We start from the raw sequence: 25,041 nt of genomic DNA, 5'->3' as shown, positions 1-25,041 counted from the left end.
AGCCCACCGCCCCCTACGGAAAAAGGGGACGGAGGGGATTAAGTCGCGATTGCCCAGCCGCTGGGCCTGCAACCGGGAAACGGAGGGGAGAAACGACTTAATCCCCTCCGTCCCCTTTTACGGTTCTACCTTGCGGGGGAAGGACTGCTCGCGCATCGCGGCGTTGTAGGCGAACGAGGCGACGATGGCCGCGGCCTGCTTCAGGTCTTCCGGTTCGGCGTGGTCCCAGGTGTCCAGGTGGCTGTGGTGGACATTGGTGAAGTAGTCCAGCCGGTCCTGGATGAACTGGAAGCCCGGCAGGCCGATGCGGTCGAAGCTGATGTGGTCGGTGCTGCCGGTGTTGCGGGTGGCCACGGTGGTGGCACCGACGTCATGGAACGGGGCCAGCCAGGCTTCGAAGATCGGCATCGCCGCCAGGTTTTCCTGTGCATAGATGCCACGGAAGCGGCCCGAGCCGTTGTCCATGTTGAAGTAGACCTGGAACTTGCCGTAGTCGCGGGTCTTCTGCAGCGCGCCGGTCGGCTCGCGCAGCGAGGCCGGCAGCGCCTTCTGCGCCGGATCGGTGGGTTCCGGGAAACGGCCGAAGTGCTTGGCCACATAGGCCTGCGAGCCGATCAGGCCCTGCTCCTCGCCGCTCCACAGCGCCACGCGGATGGTGCGCCTGGGCTTGGCGCCGGTGGCCTTGAGGATGCGCATCGCTTCCATCATCACCGCCACGCCGGCCGCGTTGTCGGCCGCACCGGTACCGCTGTGCCAGGAATCCAGGTGCGCGCCGATCATCACCACTTCATCGGGCCTGCTGCTGCCACGGATCTCGGCCAGCGTGTTGTAACCAGGCTGGTCGGCCTCGTCGGTGAAGCGCGCAGCCACATCCACGCGCAGGCGCACGGTCTGCTTGGCCTCCAGCGCGCGCACCAGCGGATTGAAGTGCTCGCTGATCATCGCCAGCTCGGGAATGCCCACCGACTCACCGGCCTTGCGCGAGCCGCCGCCGGCAACGCGGATGATGCCGTTGTCCCAGCTGCTGATGCTGATCGAGGCCAGCGCGCCTTCTTCCACGAAGAACGCATTGACCCTGGTCGCCAGCTGCTGGCGTTCCTGATATTCCTTGACCCGCTTCGCACGCTCGGCGGTGGCGTCCTTGTCCTTGGGCAGGGTGAACTCCTGCAGGCCCTCCAGCGAGGTAGCGTCGTGGCGGTGCGAATCCGCCTCGGTGCCGCGCTTGTACTCGCGCGCCTCGCCCAGCAGCAGGATCTTGCCGCGCAGCTTGCCGCGGTACTTCTCGATGTCCTCGGGCTTCTTGATCTCGACCTGCACCAGTTCGCCTTCAACCGGTCCCTTGGTGCCCGGCGTCCACGCCTTCGGCAGTGCATGCAGCGGCTGTACACGGTCCCCCAGCATCTCCACGCTGGCCGAGGTGAACTCCCAGCCGCGCCCGAAGTCGTCGAAGGCTTCGTCGTGGACGTTGTCCAGCTTCCATTCGTTGAACTTGCCGCGGGTCCAGGCATTGGCGCGGCCCATCGCCGGCGAGTTGGTCAGTCGCGGGCCGATGCGTTCGGTGAGGTAGCTGAAGGTGTCCATCACCTGCGAACGGTGGAAGGCCTCCTGGCGGATGCGGCTGACCATGTCCAGGTCCACCGGCTCGCGCTGCTGCGCGCCTGCATTGCCACCCATCGCCAGCGCTGCGGCCAGCATGCCCCACTTCAACACATCGCACCCCTGCCCTTCGGCTCGATCATCAACCCATCGAGTCTAGCCAGCAGGGGCGCGCCGATACCGTCCCATCGGTCATGGACAGCGACAGTAGATCCACGCCATGCGTGGATGAACAACCGAATCATCCACTCCATCCCAGCCACAACTGCGCCCGTTCCGGCAGCAGCAGCAACCAGTGCCGCCGGTCGATGCTGCTGCAGCCGTACACCGCCGCGTGTGCCGGCCAGCCATCCGGAAGGCCGCCGATACCGATCTCGGCCAGCGCCTCCGCCCCGGCCTTCCATGGCCGGTAGCGCGGCACCCGGCCTGCCACCGCGCCGCGTCCCTGCCGCGCGTCCTGCAGCCAGCCCAGCCCCTTGCCGTGCAGTCCCTCGCAGGTCGCCGCCGCCAGCTGGAAGCGGACCAGGCCGGGGGCGATCCGTGCCCCCGGCAGGGCCGCCAGCACGCCATGTGCCTGCAGCAGCGCATCCACTTCCAACAGGGCCGGAATGCCCTGCCGTGCCCGTTGCCGCAATCCCTGGCGCCAGCTCATGACGTGCTCCTTACTTCAGTTCCGCGCCCAGCGCGTACCAGTCCACCCGGCGGGTCACCCACATCGCCAGCGCCAGGATCACGAACAGCAGCAGTGAACCCATCAGCAGCGCGTTGTTCTCCGACACCAGCAGGCCATACAGCGCGCCATACAACACGGTCAGCAGCGCAGCGAAGCCGAGGCCGCGCTTCCAGTGGCCCAGCACGTTGGCCAGGTACACCGCCTGCAGGCCGATACAGGCCACCGCCGAGACCAGATAGGCCTTCCAGAACGCGATGTGCTCGGACAGACTGATCAGCAGCAGGAAGAAGATCGCCAGCGCCAGGCCCACCATGAGGTACTGCAGCGGGTGGATGCGCAGCGACCTGATCAGCTCGAACAGGATGAAGCCGACGAAGGTGAGCAGCACGAACAGCACGCCGTATTTCGAGGCACGGTCGGCCTGGGTGTAGGCATCGACCGGATCAACCAGCGACACCGTCACCGCCTGCGACTCGACCGCACCATCATTGCGCAGCTGTCGCTGTGCATCGGAGGCCAGCGAAGACACCGCCCAGCGCGCATCGAAGCCCTGTGCGTCGACGCGACGCTCGTTGGGCAGGAACGCACCGCTGAATGACGGATGCGGCCAGCTCGAACGCAGTGCGATCTTGGTGTCATCGCCCACCGGCACCACCGACAGCATGCGGCTGCCATCCAGGCGCAGCTCGAGTTCGACGGTGCTGGCAGCCAGCGTGCCGCCATGGTCTTCGGCGAATCCGGCCACCGGTGCATGCAGACCGCGGCCCACCTCGCTGGCCGCACCAACCCCCGGCAGCAGGCGCAGCTGCTTGCCATCCACGCGCAGGTTCGGCGTACCGACCAGGCCACGCACATCGGAAATGCCCACCGCCACATACGGCTGGCCGTAGCTGCGGCCGGCCTTCACCGGATAGTCGTCTGCGGCGAACGTCGCCTTCATCTGGCCGTTCCAGCTGTATACCGGCACCTTGAACAGGCCGACCTCACGCTGGCTCGGCAGCATCTCGCCGCCCACCTCCAGCGACGCTGGCATCTGCAGCCAGTGCCCCTCGGTGACCTGCACCTCGGTCTTCTTGACGCCCAGCGGGTCGACCAGTTCAACCTGCTTGCGTTCCACCCACGGCACCACCCGCACCGGGCCCACCAGCTGCTGTGCACCGGCGCGGCTGTCGGCCACCCGCGAGAAGGCCTCGTCGCGGTACGCGCTGCGTTCGTTGATGACCCCGCGGATCATGGTCAGCGGCACCAGCAGCAGCAGGATCAGCCCGCCGACAATGGCGAACCGCAGCAGCATCTTCAGGGATTTCATGGTCCATCCTCGTTGGAGAGGGCTGCAGGATGGACCGCCGCGGTGAGCAGGGTTTGTGGCGAATTTGAAGCGAGTGTGAAGTCAGCGGCGCGGGCGCTGGCCTGGCACACCCAAAGGCAGCCACAGGCTGGCCACGGTGCCGCCGCCCTCGCGGATATCCACGCTGGCGCGCCCATCATGCAGGCGCGCGACCTCCTGCACGAACGGCAGGCCCAGGCCGGAGCTGCGCCGCCCGCTGCCGGGGCGGGCCAGCGAATAGAAGCGCTCGAACACCCGCTCACGCGCGTAGTCGGGAATGCCGGCGCCACGGTCGGCCACCTGCAGGCGCACGCCCTGCCCGTCCACCTCGGCCTGCAGCGCGATCTCCGCGTCGGCTGGCGAGAAGGCAATCGCGTTGTCGATCAGGTTGTGCAGTGCCTGCCGCAGCAGGTAGCCGTCGCCCTGCACCCGCAGGTCGGGCACGTTGCCGATGCGGACCTGCACGCCGGCCGCCTGCGCACGCACCTGCGCGGCGGCCGCCGCATCGGCCAGCAATGCCGGCAGCGCGATCGGGTCACGCGTCTGCAGCCAGCCGTGCTGTTCCACTTCGGCCAGCGCCAGCAGCTTGTCGATGGTCTCGGTCAGCCGCTCCTGCTGGTCGACGATGCTGCGCGCGAAATGCACGCGATCGGCTTCAGGCAGCGGCTCCTGCAGCAGTTCGGCGGCACCGCGGATCGCCGCCAGCGGGCTCTTCATCTCGTGCGTCAGCGACTGCACGTACTGCTCGACGTAGGCCTTGCCCTCCAGCTTGCGGCGCATCGTTTCCAGCGCCTGGCCGAGATCGCCGATCTCGTCGCGACGGCGCCGTGGTGGTGGCACCGGTTCGCCCGCGCTGACCGCGCGTGCATAGCGGCTGAGCTGACCGAGGCCCGTGGTCAGCCACATCGTCACCAGCACGCCGACCAGCGCCGACAGCCCGATCAGCCACGCACCCCGCTCGATGATGGCGCGCTGGCTGGCGGCGATGAACGGATCGATGCTGCGGTTGGGCTGGGCCAGGCTGAGCACGCCGATCAGCGTGCGGCCGTCGGCCGGGTCGTACACCGGCGCCGCCACATGCATCACCGTATCGCCCTCTTCGCCGGCAATCTCGGGGCTGGAACGTGCGCCGTACTCACCGCGCAGGGTGCGGTAGACATCATTCCAGCGCGAGTTGTCGCGGCCGAGATCACGGCCCAGCGAATCGTAGATGACGATGCCCTTGGCGTCGGTGATGGTCACCCGGTAATCCAGCGAGCGCTTGGGGAAACGCCAGACCATCGCCTTCAGGTCGCGCTGCCGCGCCTTGGCCAGGTTGCGGGTGAAGCTGCCGCTGCGGATGGTGCCGTCCTTGACGTCGGCGGCGGCCATCTCGGCCAGCACGTTGGCCGCATCGACCAGGGTCGATTCCATCGCCTGGCGCACACCGGGCTTCACCTCGTTGACGAACACGCGCATCACGAAGAACGCGGCGATGCCGGTGATCAGGAAGAAGCCGAGGAACAGCTTCAGTACCAGGCGCATCGGCTAGACCTCCAGCGCGTAGCCGAGGCCACGGTGGGTGCGGATCGGGTCGTCGCTGGCACCGGCCGCGCGCAGCTTGGCGCGCAACGTCTTTACATGGGTGTCGACGGTGCGGTCGGCACTGTCGGCACTGCTGTCCCAGCCCCGGTCCATCAGCTGGGCACGGCTGAGGATGGCACCCGGGCGCTGCAGCAATGCTTCCAGCAGTGCGTACTCGTAGCGGGTCAGGTCCAGCGACTGTCCGCGGAAGCGGATGCGCCGGCCCTCGCGGTCGATGGCGAACGCGCCATGCTCCTGCCAGCCCGCATCGGCGCCGGGCGCTGCGACGACCGGCGCCGCACGGCGCAGGCGTGCACGCACCCGCGCCACCAGCTCGCGCGGCGAGAACGGCTTGGTCATGTAGTCGTCGGCGCCCAGCTCCAGGCCGAGCACGCGGTCCACTTCGTCGTTGCGCGCGGTCAGGAAGATCACCGGCAGCTGCGCCGCCGGCCCGGCCTGCGCACGCAGCCGCCGGCAGACCTCGAAACCGCCCAGGTCCGGCAGGCCCACGTCCAGCACCACCACGTCGATATCGCCGTCCTGCAGCCGCTGCAGGGCCTCACCGCCCAACAGGCAGTGACTGGCGGCATAGCCCTCGCTGCGCAGCGCATAGAGCACGGTTTCGGCGATGGCGGCTTCGTCCTCGACCACCAGGACATGGGCAACGGGAGCTGTCATGGCGCGCAGCATAGCCGCTGCGGCCGCCGCCCCGTACACTGCCGCCCATGAACTATCGCCACGCCTTCCATGCCGGCAACCACGCCGATGTGCTCAAGCACATCGTGCAGCTGGCCCTGATCGACAGCTTCAAGCGCAAGGACAGCCCGTTCTTCGTGCTCGACACCCACGGCGGCGCCGGCCGCTACCTGCTGGCCAGCGAAGAGAGCCGCAAGACCCTCGAGGCTGAATCCGGGATCATGCGGCTGATGGCCCAGCCCAAGCTGCCCGAGGTGGTCGAGCGCTATCTGAAGGCGGTGCAGGCCGATAATCCGGTGGGCGCCCTGACCAACTACCCGGGATCGCCGCTGCTGAGCGCGCAGGCGATGCGCGCGCAGGACCGCATGGCGGTCTGTGAGCTGCAGGAAGCCGAAACGGCCACGCTGAAGGCCCTGTTCGCCCATGACAGCCGCGTCGACGTGCGGGCGGGCGATGGCTATGCGCTGCTGCGTTCGCTGCTGCCGCCGAAGTTCAACGGCAGCAAGATCGGCCGTGGCCTGGTGCTGATCGACCCGCCCTACGAGGCCCAGGACGCCGAATACCAGGCCGTTCTGGCCGCCCTGGCCGAAACCCTGGCGCGCTGGCCGCAGGCCACGTGTGCCGTCTGGTTCCCGATCAAGCAGCGCCGCACCATCCTGCACTTCCTGCGCAAGGCCACCGCCCTGCCGGTGAAATCGGCGATGACGATCGAGTTCCTGGTGCGCCCGGACGACTCACCGCTGCGCCTCAACGGCAGCGGCATGCTGCTGCTCAACCCGCCCTGGCAGTTCGACCGGGTGGTCGGCCCGGCCCTGCCGGCGCTGCGCCAGCACCTGGGTGAACCCGGGGCCAGCACCCGCCTGGATTGGCTCAAAGCACCCGAATAACGGCCTTCACGAGGCTGTACCGCCGTGAGCCTTTCGTTCACGGAATGCAGCCCCGGTGATGCCACAATCGATGGACCACCAAGGAATCACCCGGTATGGCCACTCGCAACCGTATGCCGCCCTGGCATGAGATCTTCAAGGCTCCCAGCGGCCACGAGCTGCTGATCCGCCCCATCCGCCCGGAGGATGGCGCACCGCTGCAAGCGGCGTTCAGCCTGTTCGGGCCGGAAGAAATCCGTGATCGTTTCCTGCAGGCGGTGACCGAGCTGTCGCCGGAAACCACCCAGCGCCTGACCCACCCGAATCCCAAGACCGAGATCACCCTGGTCGCTGCCGAATCCCTGCCCGCTGGCGAAGCGGTGGTCGGCGCGGTCGCCCGGGCCTCGATCATCCCCGGTACCCGTGAAGCCGAGTACGCGATCCTGATCAGCCGCTTCCTCATTGGCCAGGGCCTCGGCCGGCAGCTGATGCGCAAGCTGGTGAAGTGGGGCCGCGGCAAGTACCTGGACCGTCTGTACGGCGACGTTGCCGCCGAGAACGAGCCGATGAAGCAGCTGGCCGCCTCGCTGGGCTTCAAGCCGGTGCCGCACCCGACCGGTGCCGAAGGCCTGGTGCGGATGGTGCTGGAGCTGGACAACTGACGGATGCGCCGGGCTCTGCCCGGCGACGCCTCCCGGTAGTGCCGGCCGCTGGCCGGCATTCCGATACCCCAACGACACATGAGGCGGCCGGCCAACGGCCGGCATGACCCACCGGGCTTCGATCGGGCTTCTGCTAAAATCCGGGGTCCATGTCGCGTACCTCATACCCCGCCCCGCCGCTGCCGCGCGCCGGCCAGCTCCGCGCCTGGTGGCGCGCCCCCGCATCGCCGACCGCCCTGGCCTGGTACCTGGCCCAGGCCGCGCGTGCGCACGACGCCCCGCTGCTGGTGATCGCCCGTGACAACCACGGTGCCAACCAGCTCGAAGCCGACCTGCAGACCCTGCTCGGCGGTGACCCGGCCCTGCCGGTGGTCGCCTTCCCGGACTGGGAAACCCTGCCCTACGACCGCTTCAGCCCGCATCCGGACATCATTTCTCAGCGACTGTCCGCCCTGCACCGCCTGCCCACGCTGAAGCGCGGCCTGGTGATCGTGCCGGTGCAGACCCTGCTGCAGCAGCTGGCCCCGCGCAGCTACGTGATCGGTGGCAGCTTCGACCTGAAGGTCGGCCAGCGCCTGGATCTGGAAGCCGAGAAGCGTCGCCTGGAAAGTGCTGGTTACCGCAACGTCCCGCAGGTGATGGACCCGGGTGACTTCGCTGTGCGCGGCGGCCTGCTCGATGTGTTCCCGATGGGCGCCGACGAGCCGCTGCGGGTGGAGCTGCTGGACGAGGACATCGACTCGATCCGTGCCTTCGACCCGGAAAGCCAGCGCTCGCTGGACAAGGTCGAGGCGGTGCACATGCTGCCGGGCCGCGAAGTACCGATGGACGAAGCCAGCATCGCCCGCGTGCTGGCCACGCTGCGCGAACGCTTCGATGTCGATACCCGGCGCAGCGCGCTGTACCAGGATCTGAAGTCCGGGCTGGCCCCGGCCGGCGTCGAGTACTACCTGCCGCTGTTCTTCGAACGCACCGCGACCCTGTTCGACTACCTGCCCGACGGCAGCCTGCCGGTGGTCTGCGCCGGTGCCGGCGAAGCCGCCGAGGCGTTCTGGGCGCAGACCGGCGAGCGTTACGAGCAGCGCCGCCACGATGTGGAACGGCCGCTGCTGCCGCCGTCGGCGCTGTATCTGTCGCCGGAACTACTGCGCGAGCGTCTGAACGATGCCCCGCGCATCGAAGTGTGGTCGGCTGACCACGCGCGCATCGCCGATGCCCATGCGTTGGGCGACCAGCCGCTGCCGCCGCTGCCGGTGGCCGCGCGCGAGGCCCCCGCTGGCGACGCGCTGAAATCCTTCCTCGGCCATTATCCGGGCCGGGTGCTGATTGCCGCCGATTCGCCCGGGCGTCGCGAGGCGCTGCTGGAAGTGTTGCAGGCCGCCGAGCTGAAGCCGCCGGTGGTGGCCGACCTGCCCAGCTTCCTCGCCGACGATGCGCGCTTCGCGATCGCGGTGGCACCGCTGGAGGATGGCTTCGCACTGGACGATCCGCGCATCGCGGTGCTGACCGAGCGCCAGCTGTTCCCCGAGCGCGCCGGCAGCACCCGCCGCACGCGCCGTGCCGGCCGCGAGCCGGAAGCGATCATCCGCGACCTCGGCGAACTGACCGAAGGTGCGCCGATCGTCCACGAGGACCATGGCGTCGGCCGCTACCGCGGCCTGATTGCGATGGACGTTGGCGGCATGCCCGGCGAGTTCCTGGAAATCGAATATGCCAAGGGTGACCGCCTGTATGTGCCGGTCGCCCAGCTGCACCTGATCAGCCGCTACTCCGGTGCTTCGGCGGAAACCGCGCCGCTGCATTCGCTGGGCGGCGAACAGTGGAGCAAGGCCAAGCGCAAGGCCGCCGAGAAGGTGCGCGACGTGGCTGCAGAGCTGCTGGAGATCCAGGCCCGCCGCCAGGCCCGTGCTGGTCTGGCGCTGCAGGTAGACCGCGCGATGTACGAACCGTTCGCGGCCGGTTTCCCGTTCGAGGAAACGCCGGACCAGCTGGCCGCGATCGACGCCACCCTGCGCGACCTGGCCAGCAGCCAGCCAATGGACCGCGTGGTCTGCGGCGACGTCGGCTTCGGCAAGACAGAGGTGGCGGTGCGCGCCGCGTTCGCCGCCGCCAGTGCCGGCAAGCAGGTGGCCGTGCTGGTGCCGACCACGCTGCTGGCCGAACAGCATTACCGCAACTTCCGCGATCGCTTCGCCGATTACCCGCTGAAGGTCGAGGTGCTGTCGCGCTTCAAGACCACCAAGGAAATCAAGGCCGAGCTGGAAAAGGTCGCCGCCGGCACCATCGACGTCATCGTCGGTACCCATCGCCTGCTGCAGCCGGACGTGAAGTTCAAGGACCTGGGCATGGTCATCGTCGACGAGGAGCAGCGTTTCGGCGTACGCCAGAAGGAAGCGCTGAAGGCGCTTCGCGCCAACGTGCACCTGCTGACCCTGACCGCCACGCCGATTCCGCGCACGCTCAACATGGCCATGGCCGGCCTGCGCGACCTGTCGATCATCGCAACGCCGCCGCCGAACCGGCTGGCGGTGCAGACCTTCATCACCCAGTGGGACAACGCGCTGCTGCGCGAAGCCTTCCAGCGCGAGCTGGCGCGTGGTGGCCAGCTGTACTTCCTGCACAACGACGTGGAAAGCATCGGCCGCATGCAGCGCGAGCTGTCCGAGCTGGTGCCGGAGGCGCGCATCGGCATCGCCCACGGCCAGATGCCCGAGCGCGAGCTGGAAAAGGTGATGCTGGATTTCCAGAAGCAGCGCTTCAACGTGCTGCTGTCGACCACGATCATCGAGTCGGGCATCGACATCCCCAACGCCAATACCATCATCATCAACCGCGCCGATCGCTTCGGCCTGGCCCAGCTGCACCAGCTTCGTGGCCGCGTCGGTCGTTCGCACCACCGCGCCTACGCCTACCTGGTGGCACCTGATCGTCGTTCGATCACCCCGGATGCGGAAAAGCGCCTGGAAGCGATCGCGTCGATGGACGAGCTCGGTGCCGGCTTCACCCTGGCCACGCACGATCTGGAAATCCGCGGTGCCGGTGAACTGCTGGGCGAGGACCAGAGCGGGCAGATGGCCGAGGTCGGCTTCAGCCTCTACACCGAGCTGCTGGAGCGCGCGGTGCGCAGCATCAAGCAGGGCAAGCTGCCCGACCTGGATGCCGGCGAGGAAGTGCGCGGTGCCGAGGTCGAGCTGCATGTGCCGGCGCTGATTCCGGAAGACTACCTGCCGGACGTGCACACCCGCCTGACCCTGTACAAGCGCATTTCCAGCGCGCGCGACAGTGATGCGCTGCGCGAACTGCAGGTGGAGATGATCGACCGCTTCGGCCTGCTGCCGGATGCGGCCAAGCACCTGTTCGCCATCGCCGAGCTGAAGCTGAAGGCCAACACCCTCGGCATCCGCAAGCTGGACCTGGGCGAGAACGGTGGCCGCATCGTGTTCGAGTCCAAGCCGAACATCGACCCGATGGCGGTGATCCAGCTGATCCAGAAACAACCCAATCTCTACGCCATGGAAGGGCCTGACAAGCTGCGCATCAAGCACCCGCTGCCGTTGCCGGAAGACCGCTTCAATGCGGCCCGCGCCCTTCTGACCACCCTCGCCCCGGGTTGATCGCCCCCCCGAACACCCCGCACCGGTCCCCACCCGGTGCGGGCGGATGACCATGTTTCCTGACGCCGTACCCGCCCCCGACCTGCTGCACGCACAGGCCTGCCTGATCGATGCCCTCTCGATGTCGCTGCAGATGCGCGACGCCTACACCCGCCACCATTGCGACCGCGTTGGCCTGCTCGCGCAGCGCCTGGCCACGCACTGCGATCTCGATGACGATGCCTGCTCGCAGATCGCCCTGGCCGCGCGCTTCCATGACATCGGCAAGATCGGCATTCCCGACGATGTACTGCTGACACCGCGCCGGCACACCGACGAGGAACGCGCGATCATGCGCGAGCATCCGGTGCGCGGCGAACACATCTTCCTGGCCACCGGCCGCAGCGATGCGGCACCGGTCGCGCGGCTGATTCGCGCCCACCATGAAGCGTTCGATGGCAGCGGCTATCCCGACGGCCTGCGTGGCGAGAGCATTCCGCTGGGCTCACGCATCGTCACCGTTGCGGATGCCTACGATGCCATGACCAGCGTGCGCCCCTACCGCGCAGCGATGGAACGCGAGACTGCGTTGCGCATCATCGACGAGCAGTCCGGCGGCCTGATCGATCCCTATGTGCTGCAGCGCTTCCATCGCATGCTGGCGCAGGAACCAGCGCTGGCCTGAGATCCGCCGGGCATGGCCCGGCGCTACCGATCAGACAAACAGAAGGCCCGGCATTCGCCGGGCCTTCTGCATCACGCATCACGTGCGATCGATTACCAGATCACCACGCGCTTGTCGTCGGCACGCACCATCGCGTCGCCGGCCTTGCACTGGAACGCAGCGGCATACGACGGCATGTTCGACGGCGCGCCGTTGGCACGGAAGTTGGCCGGCGCGTGCGGGTCGGTGTTCAGGCGGACGCGCAGCTCACCGTCGGTGAAGTTGCGGCGCCACACGGTGGCCCAGTTCATGAAGAAGCGCTGGTCCTGGCTGTGACCATCGACTTCGACATTCGCTTTCGGATCTTCCTTCAGCGCCATCTGCAACGCGTCGTAGGCCACGGTCAAGCCGCCCAGGTCGCCGATGTTCTCACCCAGGGTCAGCTTGCCCTTCACGAACACGCCCGGCACCGATTCATAGCCGTCGAACTGCGCGACCAGCTGGTCGGTACGCTCGGTGAAGGCCTTGCGGTCGGCATCGGTCCACCAGTTGTCGAAGTTGCCGTTGGCGGCGAACTGGCTGCCCGAGTCATCGTAGCCGTGCATCATCTCGTGGCCGATGACCGCACCGATGCCGCCGTAGTTCAGCGCCGGATCGGCCTTGGCGTCGAAGAACGGGGCCTGCAGGATCGCCGCCGGGAACACGATCTCGTTCTTGGTGGCGTTGTAGTACGCGTTGACGGTCTGCGGGGTCATGCCCCACTCGGTCTTGTCCACCGGCTTGCCGATCTTGTCCAGCATGTAGCGGTAGTTGAACGCACGTGCCGCCTGCATGTTGCCCAGGTAGCTGTCGCCGTTGGTCTGCAGGCCCGCCCACTCGCGCCACTTGTCCGGGTAACCGATCTTCGGGGTGAAGCTGGCCCACTTTTCCAGGGCCTTCTTCTTGGTTTCTTCGCCCATCCACGGCAGCTGCTCCAGGCGCGCCTTCAGCGCCTGCGACAGGTTTTCCACCAGGTGCTGCATGGCAACCTTCGACTCAGCCGGGAACACGGCGTCGACGTACAGCTGGCCCAGGGCTTCGCCCATGCCACCGTTGACCGACTCCAGCACGCGCTTCCAGCGCGGCTGCATTTCCTTCTGGCCACGCAGGGTGGTGCCATAGAAATCGAAGTTGGCCTTCTCGAACTGGCTGCTCAGGTACGGCGAGGCGTCGTCGATGGTGTGGAAGCGCAGGTAGGCCTGCCAGGTGCTGGCCGGCACGTCGGCCAGCATCTTGTCCATTTCACCGAAGAAGCCCGGCTGCGCCAGCGAGAACTTCTGCGCGGCCGGCACCTTCAGGGTGTCGAACAGCGCGGTCCAGCTGAAGTTCGGGGTCAGCTTGTCGGCGTCAGCCGCGCTGAGCGGGTTGTAGCGCTTGGCCGGGTCGCGCATTTCGATGCGCGACATCGAGGCCTTGGCCAGGCGGGTTTCGAAGGCCATCACGGCCTTGGCCTGCTCGGCGGCCTGCGCCGCGTCCGCGCCGGACAGGGTCAGCACCTGCGCGATGTAGGCCACGTAGGCATCGCGGATCTTGGCCTGCGCGTCATCGAAGTAGTAGCCCTTCTCCGGCAGGCCCAGGCCGCCCTGGCCGACATAGGCGATGACGTTGGCCGAATCCTTGTAGTCGGCATTGGCGAACAGCGAGAACAGCACGCCCTTGCCCTCGGCCTGGCTGTCGCGCAGGTACTGGGTGATGGCGGCGGTATCGTTCAGCGCGGTGATCTTGTCCAGCTGCGGCTGCAGCGGCGCCAGGCCGGCGGCTTCGATTTTGGCTTCATCGTTGCCGGTCTTCCAGATGTCGCCGATCTTGGCTTCCACCGAGCCGGCCTTGGCCTGGCTGGCCGCGGCCTGCTGCACCAGTGCGTGCTGCACTTCCAGCGAGCGCTCGCGCAGGATCTCGAAGCTGCCCCAGGTGGTCTGGTCGCCCGGCACCGGGTTGGCCTTCAGCCACTTGCTGTTGACGAAGCCGTTGAGGTCGGTACAGGCCGAGATGGACGGATCCAGGTCGGCGCTGTTGAGCGAGATCAGCGGCGTCTTGATCTGCGACAGGTCGAAGGCCGGCTTGGCGTCGGCGCTGGCCGCCGGCGCGGTTTCATTCTTGCCACAGGCCGCCAGCGAGGCAGCGATGGCGATGGTCAGGCCCAGCGGGACCAGGTTGCGGACGTTCATGAGGCTCTCCTGCGGGTAATTTCACAGGGTAGCCGGGGAGGCCTGCGGTGGGACCGGCCAAAGGTCACAGGACGCGCTTATGTAGAGTCGAGATCCTATGTTCGTGGTCAAGCCTGCTGGAAGCAGGCTTGACCCACCTTCAGCATGGCCGGATCGAAGTCCCGGCCGCTTTTGAAGACACCCCAGGCGATCCTGGCCAGCTTTCTGGCCAGGATGTTGAAGACGGCGGTGCTGGGGTGACCGCGTTTTGACAGCTCGTCGTAGAGCGGTTGCCCCCGACGACACCGCTTGAGCCCCATGGCGGCCATGTAGAGCATCTGGCGCAGCACTGGCGCGCCCTGTTTGGACAGCCGACGCCGTCCCGTTCTGCCGCCAGACTCGTTAGGCCGGGGATCCAGGCCGGTGCAGGCGATCCACGCGTTGGCGTTGGCCAACGGCCAGCGCGTCATGTAGTAGATCAGGTGAGCGGCGACGGCAGGGCCGACACCAGGGATGGTCAACAGGCGCTTGTAGAGCGTGCCATGCTCTCCATCGCGACCCAAGCGCTGCAGTTCGCTTTCCAGCTCGGACAGCGTCCCAGCCAGAGCGCAGAACAGATCTGACAGCTCCCCGGGGGCACTTTTGCTTACCCCGAAGGATTGCTCCAGGCGCGCGCGTGTCTTTACCAGCGTCTGCCGCTTGCGCAGCAAATCGTGCATCTGCTGCTGCTCGTCGGTACGCGGTACGTATTCACGCAGGCGATCGTTCTCCTTCTTCACGTACCGGGCGATCGCTTCGGCGTCCATGGCGTCCGTCTTGCCACGCGAGCCCGTCGCCCGGCCGTAGTGCTTGATCAGACGTGGATTGATCACATAGACAACGTGGCCTGCCTGGCCAGCCATCCGAGCCAACAACTCGTAGTACCGCCCCGTCGCCTCCATGCCAATCCGGCATCGCTGGGGCAAGGTGTTGAGCCACTGGGCTATGCCGGCCCGGGTGTTGGCGATCCTGTCGCCGGCCTTGCGGTCGGCCACTGCCGGTACGAACTCCTTGGAGTCCACGTCCACGCCAATATCGAGAGAATCAGACATTTGTACGGCTCCCAGCTATCTTTAAGGGGCTGGGGTGGTACCGCACCGACGTTAGCTTGCCTACATCGACGATCCCCTTTGGGGGCCGTACGATCCTTTATCGACGTTCGTGTGCGGGATGGGGATCGCTCGACTCGTCTGTCGGCTAGTATCCGCAGATGCATGCTTGACGGTCCCTCCACCCTGGCTCCTACATACCGCGTAGGAGCCGGGAGGAACATACAAGCCATGCTCGACTGCTCTCCGTTCCGGGTTTATTGTCCTTGCGGCAAGAGGCCAACAGCATTCGAGCATGGCTCGACTCTACAAAAAGCGAAGGCCGGCTTGCGCCGGCCTTCTGTTTTATTTCGCCTTGCCCTGGTTGGCCACGGCTTCAGCGGCCTTGCGCGCTGCTTCCGGGTCGCCCAGGTAGCGGAACGACTTCACCGTCAGGTCGTCGTTCAGTTCGAACAGCAGCGGGATGCCGGTCGGGATGTTCAGCTCGAGGATTTCCTCGCGCGAGACGTTGTTGAGGTACTTGTACAGCGCGCGCAGCGAATTGCCGTGGGCGGTGACCAGCACGGTCTTGCCGTCCTTCAATTGCGGCGCGATGGCGTCGTGCCAGTACGGCAGCACGCGGTCCAGCGTGGTGGCCAGTGATTCGGTACCCGGCAGCGCGTTGCGGTCCAGGCCAGCGTAGCGACGGTCATGGATCGGGTGGCCCGGATCCTCCAGGTCCATGGCCGGCGGCGGGATGTCATACGAACGACGCCACACCTTGACCTGGTCCTCGCCGTGCTTGGCGGCGGTCTCGGCCTTGTCCAGGCCCTGCAGGCCGCCGTAATGGCGTTCGTTGAGGCGCCATGACTTGTTCACCGGCAGCCAGTCCTGCTCCAGCTCGGCCAGCGCACCCTGCAGGGTGTGGATGGCACGCTTCAGCACGGAGGTGTGGGCGACGTCGAACTGCAGGCCTTCCTCGCGCATCAGGCGACCCGCGGCGGCCGCTTCCCGGCGCCCCTGCTCGGTCAGGTCGACATCGACCCAGCCGGTGAAGCGATTGTCCAGGTTCCACTGGCTCTGGCCATGGCGCAACAGTACGAGTTTACGGGTCACTGCAGGGTCTCCAACGCGAGGAAAGGCAGGCCGCCATTGTAGCCCCGGGCGCCGCTCACCGGGCCGTGGCACCGCGCATGCGATGCTGTGACCAATGAATACGGTGATCGACCCCGGGCGCTGGGAAGGCAGCGTCGCTGCGGCACGCAAGCAGCAGATCCAGCTGGCTGGCCGCGTGGAGCGCCAGGACCGGCTGCCACGCAACGTGCGCTGGCTGGCCGGGCTGGATGTCGGCTTCGAGGACGATGGCGCCATCACCCGCGCCGCGGCGGTACAGCTGGATGCGAAGACGCTGCAGCTGATAGCGCAGGAAGTCGCGCGGATTCCCACGGTGATGCCCTATATCCCCGGCCTGCTCAGCTTCCGCGAGCTGCCGGCATTGCTGGCCGCACTCGCGCTGCTGCCACGCACGCCGGACCTGGTGTTCGTCGATGGCCATGGCATCAGCCACCCGCGCCGGCTGGGGGTGGCCGCTCACCTCGGTGTGGTCACCGACCTGCCAAGCATCGGCGTCGCCAAGTCGAAACTGGTGGGCCGGTTCGTCGAACCGGGCGCCGAGGCCGGTGCGCATACGCCGCTGCTGGATGGCGATGAGCAACTGGGCTGGGTGCTGCGCAGCAAGCTGCGCTGCAAACCGCTGTTCGTGGCCGGTGGCCATCGGGTCAGTGCGGATACCGCGCTGGACTGGGTGCAGCGCACGCTGCGCGGTTACCGGCTGCCGGAGCCGACGCGGCTGGCAGACCGGCTGGCCTCGCGACGGGACGAATGACCGCACCGGGCATCACCCGGCGCGGTCGCCATCCTCGATCAGCGATGCACGTGGCCGCGATGGCCCTGCGCGTCCTCGCCGTGGTCATGGCCTTCATGGCCCTCGTGCTCGCCGCCCTTGGCCGGCGCCGGCTCACCACAGGCTTCGCCGCAGTGGTCCGCTTCGATCTGCAGTGTCACGTGCTCGATGCCGAAGTCATCGTGCAGGCGCCCGCCCAGATCACGACGCAGCGCATCGGCATCGGTGCCGTCGCGCATCACGATGTGCGCGGTCAGCGCCGGGGTGCTGGAGGCCAGCGCCCACACATGCAGGTCATGCACGTCCAGTACCGCAGCGTGGCCGGACAGGCTGTCGCGCACCTTGGCCACGTCCATGCCCTTGGGCACGCCTTCCAGCAGCACGTTGATCGCTTCGCGCATCAGCACATAGGTGCGCGGCAGTACCCACAGGCCGATCAGCACCGCCAGGATCGGGTCGATCGGCTTCCAGCCGGTCCACTTGATCAACAGCGCGCCAGCAATCACGGCCACCGAGCCGAGCATGTCTGCCCACACTTCCAGGTAGGCACCCTTCACGTTGAGGCTCTCGCCGCTGCCGGCCTGCAGCAGGCGCATCGAGATCAGGTTGATGACCAGGCCCGCCGCGGCAATCACCAGCATGCCCGACGAGGCAATCTCCTGCGGCTCGCGGAAACGTCCAATGGCCTCCCACAGGATATAGCCGGCGACCACGAACAGCATCGCGCCATTGATCATCGCGCCCAGCGCTTCCAGGCGTGCATAGCCGTAGGTGCGGCGCGCGTCCGGCGGGCGCCGGCTCAGCCGCACCGCGACCAGCGCGATCATCAGCGCTAAAGCGTCGGTAGCCATGTGCGCCGCGTCGGACAGCAGCGCCAGGCTGTTGGTCCAGAACGCGCCCACCACCTCGACGACGAGGAAGGTGGAGGTCAGGCCGAGCGCCCACCACAAGGGTTTCTCGTGGCGGATCTCGGATGGCAGGTGATCGTGGTCGTGGCCCATGGCAACAGCTCCTTTGCGATGGGAGGCAGGCTACGCCGGAGGGCGTTGGGAAACTATCACGGTGTTTATAACATTGCAGGCCACGCGGTCCCTCACCGGGCATGGCCCGGCGCTACCGGAGCGCGGCCGGCAACGCCAGGCCACGCCTGGCGGACGCAGCGGACCGACGTCCGCCTGCGGTCAGAACCCGAAGCGCAGGCTGGCCCAGTACGCGCGGCCCGGCTCGTTGTAGGTCGCCGCGCCGGCATCGCTGCTGTTGGCCTCGCGGAACAGGCGCTTGTCGGCCAGGTTGTTCACGCCGAAACCGAAGCTGACCGTCTCGGTCACCTTGTAGCGCGCGCTCACGCCCCAGATGTTGTACGCACCACGGTCCTGCAGCGCGATCGACGGATCGCAGGTGCCGGTGCAGCGCGGATCATTGTTGATGTTGGTGGTGGCCGGCTTCTGCTTGCCGTAGAAGGTGCCGGTCAGCAGCACCGACAGCTTGTCGGTGGCCTGCCAGTCCAGCATCGTGTTGACGGTGTACTTCGGAATTACCGACAGCGGCTGGCCGGTGCTCTTGTTCTCGTTCTCCACCATGTAGGTGAAGTTGTTGCTCCACTTCAGGCGGTTGCCCTGCTCGCCCAGCAGCGGGACCACCAGGTTGCCTTCCAGACCCTGCACGATCGCCTTGGGTGCGTTCTCCCAGCGGAAGATGCGGCCCTTGGTGTCGGCGGTCAGCCCGATCTGGTTGTACCCGGCTTGGATCTTGTCCTTGTAGTCGTTGTGGAAGTAGGTCAACGACGCTTGCCAGCCGCTCTGCGGTGCCCACTCGATACCCAGTTCCTTGTTCAGGCTGGTTTCCGCCTTCAGGTCCGAGTTGCCGCGCATGTAGCAGCCGGCGCCCAGGCTCGGCAGTGCATTCGGGCAGCCATTGCCCCGGGTGTAATACAGATAGTCCGGATTCGACTGGTACAGGTTCGGCGCCTTGAATGCACGGGCGATACCGCCCTTCACCACCCAGTCGCTGTTGATGCGGAACTGCGCGTTGAGGCTGGGGCTGGTGTTGTTGCCGAACTGGCTGTGGTGGTCGAAGCGCAGGCCCGGGGTGACGATCCAGCGCTCGCCCAGGTAGATGTTGTCTTCCACGAACACGGCGGTGGTCTGCGCGTCGGACTTGCCGCGTGCGCGATCGGCCGACAGCCCCGGGATGCCGCCGCCGCTGCTGCTGGACTGGCTCATTGAGTACGGGTCGGTCAGGCGACTGTCCAGGTATTCAAAGCCCAGCGTCCAGATGTTCTCGGCACCACCCAGCGTGGTCGGGAAACTGACTTCGCCGTCCAGCTGGTAGTTGCGCAGGCGCGAGGTCGACCAGTCGGTGCCGTTGAAGCTGCCCTCCGGGCCACCGGCCAGGCCTTCGTTGATGCGCGAGTTGTTCACCGCCTCCACTGCAGCCGTTACCCGCGAGGTCACATCACCCCAGCGGCCGCGATGGGTGATCGCTCCGGTGTTGCGATACATGCGGTTGGTCTCGGCCTGCTGCTCGGCCAACGCCCCCAGATCGATCGGTGTCGAGGTACCGGTGGTGCTGACCGCGCGGTCGCCAGCATAGATGTTGCCCTGGCGACTGGTGCCGGCTTCGAATTCGACCACCTGGTTGGCGGTCACGTCCCAGCGCAGCAGCGCGTTGACATCGCGGTTCTTGACGCCCTCGCGACCGGCCGGCGGCACCGCGTTCGGATTCGTCGCGAAGTCACGATTGAGTTCCAGCGAATCGGCGTCGGTCTTGTTGAGATTGCCGTACAGGCGGAACGACAGGGTGTCGGTCATCGGCCCGCTCAGCTGCAGGCCGACGCGCTCGCTGCCGCCTTCGGCGCTGTGCTCGGGCACCAGGCCATACAGGTCGACCGCGCCGGTCAGGTCGCCGGTCGGGCGCTTGGTGATGATGTTGACCACGCCACCGGAAGCACCCGAGCCATAACGTGCCGCTGCAGGGCCACGCAGCACTTCGATGCGCTCGATCATTTCCGCCGGCACCCAGTTGGTATCGCCGCGGGTATTGCGCTCACCGCTGCGGCCCATGCGCACGGCATCACGCGCACCGATGCGCTTGCCGTCGACCAGGATCAGGGTGTTTTCCGGGCCCATGCCACGCAGATCGATCTGGCGGTTGTTGCCGTACTGGCCCGAGGCACTGTTGCCGGTCAGGTTGACGCCGGGCATGGTGCGCAGCAGCTCGGCGATGTCGTTGGCCGGCGGGCGCCTGGCGATGTCCTCTGCGGTGATGGTGGAGGTACCCAGGGCCTGGCGCGCGATCTGCGAGGCGGTGACGTGCACCGTGTCGATATCGGTGGCGTCGGTTTCGGCGTGGGCGGTCAGAGCGCTGCCGGCCAGCAGGGCGGCAACGGCAAGCGCCAGCGGGCGCGGCGAAAGGACAACGGCAGGGGACATGATCAGGACCTTCTGGCAGGGCTACGGGGCCTCTGGCAAAGGGCTTGAGGCAACGACGAGGGGGAGGCGGAGCAGTCCTGCAGCAGGCACCTGCAGCCCGTTCCGTGCGCGCATTCTCCCATCAATGCGATTGATTCTCAAATGCGTTCACTCATTGCCGCAGCGGCGCCGATGTGGTTTGCGCACCGTGCAACCCTGCACCGCGCGTAAACTGGCCGGCTAACCCGCCATCAACCGTATGCCGCCGCGGCCGATACCCGTGGTTTGCCGTACGCAGTCAGAGATCGACGTGGAACCACCCCAATTGGACGATGCCAGCCAGCCGCTGGCCGAGGCCTGGCAGCAGTGTCTGCTGCAGGCCGGCCCTGCCGCCACCGCGCTGCTCAAGGCCGCTGCTACCGATGCCCCACCCGCGCTGGCCCAGCGCTTTTACGAAGTACTGCTGCAGGACACCCGTGCGCGCCGTTTCCTGTCCCACGACCAGGTCAAGCAGCGCCTGCAGCCGGCCATGCAGCGCTGGCTGGCGCAGCTGCTGACCACTGATGCCAGCGGCATCGCCAACACCGTGGCCTCGCAGCGGATCATCGGCGACGTGCACGCCCGCGTCGGCATTCCGGTCGACCTGGTTACCCGCGGTGCGCGCGTGCTCAAGCACGAACTGTTCGTGCGCCTGCGCGACGATGCACCGGACAGCGACACCGCCTTTGCCGCCATCGACTGCCTCAGCGCGATCATGGATATCGCCATGGAAGGCATGACCCTGGCCTACACCCACGCGCGCGAGCGCTCCACCCGTGCCGACGCCGCCTACCGGCTGTTCTCGCTGGTACAGAACGTTGGTACCGAACGCGAGCGCCAGCGCGCACTGCTGCTGGACTGGGAAAACGCCCTGCTCTACGCGTTGGCCGGTCACGTGCAGGCCAGCGACAACGCCAGCCTGGCCACCTCGGAGTTCGGCCTGTGGTTCACTCACAAGGGCATCCCCAGCTTCGGCGAAAGCAGCGAAACGCAGCAGGTGGGCCAGTTGATGGCCCGCATTGATGGCCACCTGCAGCGCGCGAGCGGCGATGCTCCGGCGCAGCGACTGGCGGTGCTGCCGGCCATCCGCGAGGACCTGGCCGCCATCCGCACCCTGATGACACTGCTGTTCGAGCGCATCGGCGAACTGGATGCCGGCAGCGACGCGCTGACCAACCTGCTCAACCGTCGCTTCCTGCCCACCGTGCTGCGCCGGGAAATCGAGCTGGCCACACGCAACCGCGCACCATTCTCGCTGCTGCTGCTCGACCTGGATCACTTCAAGGCGATCAACGATGGCCACGGCCACGATGCCGGCGACCGCGCGTTGCAGCACGTCGCCGGCCTGCTCGGCCAGCTCACGCGCGGCAGCGACTACCTGTTCCGCTATGGCGGCGAAGAATTCGTGGTGGTACTGGTGGCTGCCAGCGAATCGCAGGCGACCGTGATCGCCGAGAGCCTGCGGCGGCAGATCGCACAGTCGCCGGTGGCACTGGCCAACGGCCAGGTGCTGGCACTGACCGCCAGCATCGGCGTGGCCGGCCACGACGGCCATCCGGACTACGAGCGGCTGATGGCCCGTGCCGACGCGGCAATGTACGAGGCCAAGCGCAGCGGCCGCAACCGCGTGGTGGTGGCCAGTGCGGACCTGCAGGAAGCCCCGGGACGGCGCGCACTGCAGCGATGACGGCAGGACAGGTAGAGTCGACCGCGGGTCGACTATCGCGCGCAGCGCGGGATTTTTCGCACGTTGGGTAAAGAGCAGTCGACTGACAGTCGACTCTACCGACAACCGGCACTACCGATGCGAGCGCCAGCCGCTGCCTTCACCGCCGCCACCCGCCACGCGGCCCACCACAGCAGCGCCAGCAACGCGATGCCTGCCCCCAGCAGGCACACGGCAGGCCAGCCATGGCGCGCCTGCATCCAGGGTCCGGCCGCTGCACCGGCACCACTGCCCACCGCATAGAACAGCATGTACAAAGCCACCAGGCGCCCATGCTGTTCTGCCGGTGCACGCAGCAGCAGCGCCTGGTTCGATACGTGCAGTGCCTGCCCACCGAGGTCGAGCACGATCACGCCCAACAGCAGCAACGACAGCGACTGCGGCAGGCCCAGCAAGGGCCACCACGCAACCAGCATCAACAACAGCGTACCGACGCTGACCGGATGCGCGAAACCACGGTCCATCCAGTGCCCTACCCGCGCCGCCAGCAGCGCACCGATCACCCCGGCCAGGCCCAGTGCTCCGATGGCGGCGGTCGACCAATGCAGCGGTGGCGCCGAGAGCGGCAAGGGTGCCGCCGCCCAGAACACATTGAGGCCGGCAAACAGCAGCAGTGCCAGCGGCCCACGTTCGCGCAGCGTTCGATCGCGGCGCAGCATGCCCAGCATCGAGCCCAGCAGCTCGCGCCAGCGTGGGGGAACCGACGGCACCGGTACTGGGGGCAGGCGCCGCCACAGCAGCGCCGCCAACCCCGCCATCACCATCGCTGACAACAGGTAGACCATCTGCCAGCCAAAGGCCGCCGCCACCGTACCGGACACCACGCGCGCCAGCAGCAGGCCGATGAACACGCCGCCCTGCACCACACCGACCACGCGACCGCGCTGCTCGGGCGGTGCCAGCATGGCGGTATAGGCGATCAGGCCCTGGGTCAGCGCCGTGCCCAGCAAGCCGGCCAGCAGCATGCCCGACAACAGCCAGCCCGCCGTGCGTGACGCTGCCAGCCACAGCAGCGCCAGCACCAATGCGATCAACTGCAGCCGCAGCAGGCGTCGCCGGTCACCACGGTCCGCCAGCGGCAGCAGGCCAAGCAACGCCAGCACGCTACCGGCCTGGGTAGCAGCCAGCACCGCGCCGGCCACGGCCCGGTCCAGCGCAAAGGCGCGTGCAAGCTGATCCAGCAGCGGCTGTGCGTAGTAGACGTTGGCGACGCTGGCGCCGGCGGCAACCGCAAGCAGGACCAGCAGTGGGCGGGGAAGCGATGTGGCACTCATGACGTGGTTGCAATTTGAAACTTGATGCAGGCTACTGCCATTGGTTTTAAACTGCAACCACATCAGAGAGGTCCACCATGCACGCCGACAGCCCCTGCCCCGTCGCCCGCAGCGCCGATCTGCTCGGTGATCGTTGGGCGCTGCTGGTCATCCGTGATGCCTTCGATGGCGTCACCCGTTTCGGTGATTTCCAGCGCAGCCTCGGCGCGGCCCGCAACATCCTCAGCGACCGCCTGCGCCGGCTGGTAGAGGCCGGCGTCCTGCAGCTGCAGCCGGCCTCCGATGGATCGGCCTACCAGGAATACGTGCTCACCGCCGCTGGCCAGGAACTGTTCCCGCTGCTGGTCGCGCTGCGCCAATGGGGTGAACGCCATCGCTTCGAGGCCGGTGAAGCCCATTCACAGCTGATCGAATCGGCGACGCGGCGGCCGCTGCCCTACATGCAGCCGCGCGGGCGCGACGGCCAGCCACTTCAGCCCGCCGCCACCCGCGTGCGCAAGCTCAGGGACGGCGGGCGCGACACCTGATCCGCCCATTCGCGCACACCGACGAACACCCGCGCCGGTTAGCATCGGGTCTTTCCGCCACTGGATGCCGCCGATGTCGCGCGATCGCCCTTCCCTGCTGACCGCCCTGCTGTTGCCGCTGCTGGCCTGCGCCACAGCAACCACGCAGGCCCGCGAGGTTGCCGCGCCCGCCGACCACGTGCAGGCCGATGGCCCCTATGTGTTCCGCCAGGGCGACCAGCTGCAGGCCAAGTGGATCTGCGACGACAAGGTCGAGTCGCACACGCTTGCCACGCAGGCCGCAGGTACCGACATCGCCCCGCGCTGCGGCTACGAGCACACGGTGCACGTGGCTGCCCCGAATGCGCCTTCGGTTTCCGTGCTGCCGGCCGTGCCGCGCATCATTGCGCTGTCCGACATCCATGGCCAGTACGGGTTGCTGGTGCGCCTGCTGCGCGCCCACCAGGTCATCGATGCCCAGGATCGCTGGGCGCTGGGCAAGGACACGCTGGTCATCGCCGGCGATGTGTTCGACCGCGGCCCGCAGGTGACCGAGGCCTTCTGGCTGCTGTATGGCCTGCAGCAGCAGGCGGCCGCCGCCGGCGGCGCGGTGCACTTCGTGCTCGGCAACCACGAAACCATGGTGCTGTACGACGACCTGCGCTACGTCAACCCGAAGTACCTGCGCAGCGCGCAGCTGCTCGGCCGCAGCTACCCGCAGCTGTACGGTGCCGATTCGGTGATCGGGCAGTGGCTGCGCACCCGCCCGGTGCTGCTGAAGATCGGCGACACCCTGTTCCTGCACGGCGGCATTTCGCCCGAGGCAGTGCAGCTGGCGCTGGACCCGGCGCGCACCAATGCGGCCTACCAGGCGTCACTGGGCCTGCCAAAGGCCGAAGTAAAGGCCGACCCGGCCACCGCACCGCTGTATGACGGCAAGACCAGCCCGATCTGGTACCGCGGCTACTTCGATGGCCACCTCGACACCGCGGGGGTGCAGACCGTACTCGACCGCCTGCAGCTCAAACGCATCGTGGTCGGCCACACCTCGATGCCACACGTCAGCAGCTTCCATGGCGACCGCGTGATCGCCATCGACAGCAGCATCAAGAACGGCGAGAACGGCGAACTGCTGTTCATCGAAAATGGCAGGCTCAGCCGTGGCCTGCTGGATGGCTCGCGGGTGCCGTTGGCGCCGGGTGAGCCGGGCCTGCAGGACTGAATGAAGGGACAGCGCGACGGCACCGGGCGGCGGCGGCGCGCTCCACCTTCACCCGGTTTGCGGCTACC

At 67.3% G+C, this 25,041-nt stretch carries 19 protein-coding genes; 8 read left to right on the top strand and 11 right to left on the bottom strand.

All coding sequences use genetic code 11. The features are described from left to right. Window positions 1-117: 117 nt before the first annotated feature. The 5 genes from ACZLHH_RS06405 to creB all read right to left on the bottom strand — a co-directional run bounded on the left by ACZLHH_RS06405 (window position 118) and on the right by creB (window position 5,849). Window positions 118-1,695, bottom strand: a complete 1,578-nt coding sequence (locus ACZLHH_RS06405) for a M20/M25/M40 family metallo-hydrolase (protein ID WP_049424552.1) — start codon at window positions 1,693-1,695, stop codon at window positions 118-120. Between the two features lie 142 nt (window positions 1,696-1,837). Next, window positions 1,838-2,248 carry a hypothetical protein gene (locus ACZLHH_RS06400; protein WP_180844832.1) on the bottom strand — a complete coding sequence of 137 codons (411 nt, stop codon included), beginning with the start codon at window positions 2,246-2,248 and terminating at the stop codon, window positions 1,838-1,840. 10 nt (window positions 2,249-2,258) lie between these two features. Continuing rightward, on the bottom strand, window positions 2,259-3,578 hold the full coding sequence (gene creD, locus ACZLHH_RS06395) for a cell envelope integrity protein CreD (protein ID WP_110711667.1): 1,320 nt from the start codon (window positions 3,576-3,578) through the stop codon (window positions 2,259-2,261). A gap of 81 nt (window positions 3,579-3,659) precedes the next feature. Then, window positions 3,660-5,120, bottom strand: a complete 1,461-nt coding sequence (gene creC, locus ACZLHH_RS06390) for a two-component system sensor histidine kinase CreC (protein ID WP_180844831.1) — start codon at window positions 5,118-5,120, stop codon at window positions 3,660-3,662. Between the two features lie 3 nt (window positions 5,121-5,123). After that, the gene (gene creB, locus ACZLHH_RS06385; protein ID WP_180844830.1) at window positions 5,124-5,849 is read right to left on the bottom strand and encodes a two-component system response regulator CreB; all 726 of its coding nucleotides are present in this window, start codon (window positions 5,847-5,849) and stop codon (window positions 5,124-5,126) included. A 35-nt stretch (window positions 5,850-5,884) separates the two neighbouring features. Between creB and ACZLHH_RS06380 the strand changes: the two genes are divergently transcribed. The 4 genes from ACZLHH_RS06380 to ACZLHH_RS06365 all read left to right on the top strand — a co-directional run bounded on the left by ACZLHH_RS06380 (window position 5,885) and on the right by ACZLHH_RS06365 (window position 11,661). After that, on the top strand, window positions 5,885-6,742 hold the full coding sequence (locus ACZLHH_RS06380) for a 23S rRNA (adenine(2030)-N(6))-methyltransferase RlmJ (RefSeq protein WP_024958156.1): 858 nt from the start codon (window positions 5,885-5,887) through the stop codon (window positions 6,740-6,742). Window positions 6,743-6,837: 95 nt separating this feature from the next. Beyond that, window positions 6,838-7,383: a GNAT family N-acetyltransferase gene (locus ACZLHH_RS06375; RefSeq protein ID WP_004150340.1), complete on the top strand. Its 546-nt coding sequence runs from the start codon at window positions 6,838-6,840 to the stop codon at window positions 7,381-7,383. Between the two features lie 149 nt (window positions 7,384-7,532). Continuing rightward, window positions 7,533-10,997 (top strand): transcription-repair coupling factor, encoded by a 3,465-nt coding sequence (mfd, locus tag ACZLHH_RS06370; protein WP_110711665.1) that lies wholly within the window; start codon window positions 7,533-7,535, stop codon window positions 10,995-10,997. Between the two features lie 46 nt (window positions 10,998-11,043). Next, window positions 11,044-11,661 carry an HD-GYP domain-containing protein gene (locus tag ACZLHH_RS06365; protein WP_132809641.1) on the top strand — a complete coding sequence of 206 codons (618 nt, stop codon included), beginning with the start codon at window positions 11,044-11,046 and terminating at the stop codon, window positions 11,659-11,661. 92 nt (window positions 11,662-11,753) lie between these two features. Here ACZLHH_RS06365 and ACZLHH_RS06360 read toward each other — a convergent pair whose 3' ends face one another. From ACZLHH_RS06360 to gpmA, 3 genes are all read right to left on the bottom strand, one after another. Further along, window positions 11,754-13,847, bottom strand: coding sequence for a M13 family metallopeptidase (locus tag ACZLHH_RS06360; protein WP_180844829.1), 2,094 nt, complete (start codon window positions 13,845-13,847; stop codon window positions 11,754-11,756). A gap of 107 nt (window positions 13,848-13,954) precedes the next feature. Next, the gene (locus ACZLHH_RS06355; RefSeq protein ID WP_182266802.1) at window positions 13,955-14,917 is read right to left on the bottom strand and encodes an IS110 family transposase; all 963 of its coding nucleotides are present in this window, start codon (window positions 14,915-14,917) and stop codon (window positions 13,955-13,957) included. A gap of 342 nt (window positions 14,918-15,259) precedes the next feature. Continuing rightward, entirely contained in the window at window positions 15,260-16,009 is a 750-nt protein-coding gene (gpmA, locus tag ACZLHH_RS06350; protein WP_004150217.1) for a 2,3-diphosphoglycerate-dependent phosphoglycerate mutase, read from the bottom strand. A 94-nt stretch (window positions 16,010-16,103) separates the two neighbouring features. On the opposite strand from gpmA, the gene nfi reads away from it, so the two are divergent. Beyond that, window positions 16,104-16,778 (top strand): deoxyribonuclease V, encoded by a 675-nt coding sequence (gene nfi, locus ACZLHH_RS06345; protein WP_180845150.1) that lies wholly within the window; start codon window positions 16,104-16,106, stop codon window positions 16,776-16,778. Window positions 16,779-16,816: 38 nt separating this feature from the next. Here nfi and ACZLHH_RS06340 read toward each other — a convergent pair whose 3' ends face one another. After that, entirely contained in the window at window positions 16,817-17,797 is a 981-nt protein-coding gene (locus ACZLHH_RS06340; RefSeq protein ID WP_032127521.1) for a cation diffusion facilitator family transporter, read from the bottom strand. Between the two features lie 180 nt (window positions 17,798-17,977). Then, on the bottom strand, window positions 17,978-20,227 hold the full coding sequence (locus ACZLHH_RS06335; RefSeq protein ID WP_049462383.1) for a TonB-dependent siderophore receptor: 2,250 nt from the start codon (window positions 20,225-20,227) through the stop codon (window positions 17,978-17,980). A gap of 289 nt (window positions 20,228-20,516) precedes the next feature. On the opposite strand from ACZLHH_RS06335, the gene ACZLHH_RS06330 reads away from it, so the two are divergent. Continuing rightward, window positions 20,517-21,932, top strand: a complete 1,416-nt coding sequence (locus ACZLHH_RS06330; protein WP_180845149.1) for a GGDEF domain-containing protein — start codon at window positions 20,517-20,519, stop codon at window positions 21,930-21,932. A 95-nt stretch (window positions 21,933-22,027) separates the two neighbouring features. Here ACZLHH_RS06330 and ACZLHH_RS06325 read toward each other — a convergent pair whose 3' ends face one another. Beyond that, window positions 22,028-23,245 (bottom strand): MFS transporter, encoded by a 1,218-nt coding sequence (locus ACZLHH_RS06325; RefSeq protein WP_180845148.1) that lies wholly within the window; start codon window positions 23,243-23,245, stop codon window positions 22,028-22,030. Between the two features lie 77 nt (window positions 23,246-23,322). Here ACZLHH_RS06325 and ACZLHH_RS06320 point away from each other — a divergent pair, with 77 nt between their 5' ends. Both ACZLHH_RS06320 and ACZLHH_RS06315 read left to right on the top strand, forming a co-directional pair. Further along, entirely contained in the window at window positions 23,323-23,772 is a 450-nt protein-coding gene (locus tag ACZLHH_RS06320; protein ID WP_180845147.1) for a winged helix-turn-helix transcriptional regulator, read from the top strand. A gap of 73 nt (window positions 23,773-23,845) precedes the next feature. Next, window positions 23,846-24,973 (top strand): metallophosphoesterase, encoded by a 1,128-nt coding sequence (locus tag ACZLHH_RS06315; protein WP_180845146.1) that lies wholly within the window; start codon window positions 23,846-23,848, stop codon window positions 24,971-24,973. Window positions 24,974-25,041: the final 68 nt, after the last annotated feature.

This window comes from Stenotrophomonas sp. 28608_Sma, from assembly GCF_056486185.1.
This window is presented reverse-complemented; position numbering and strand designations above follow the sequence as displayed.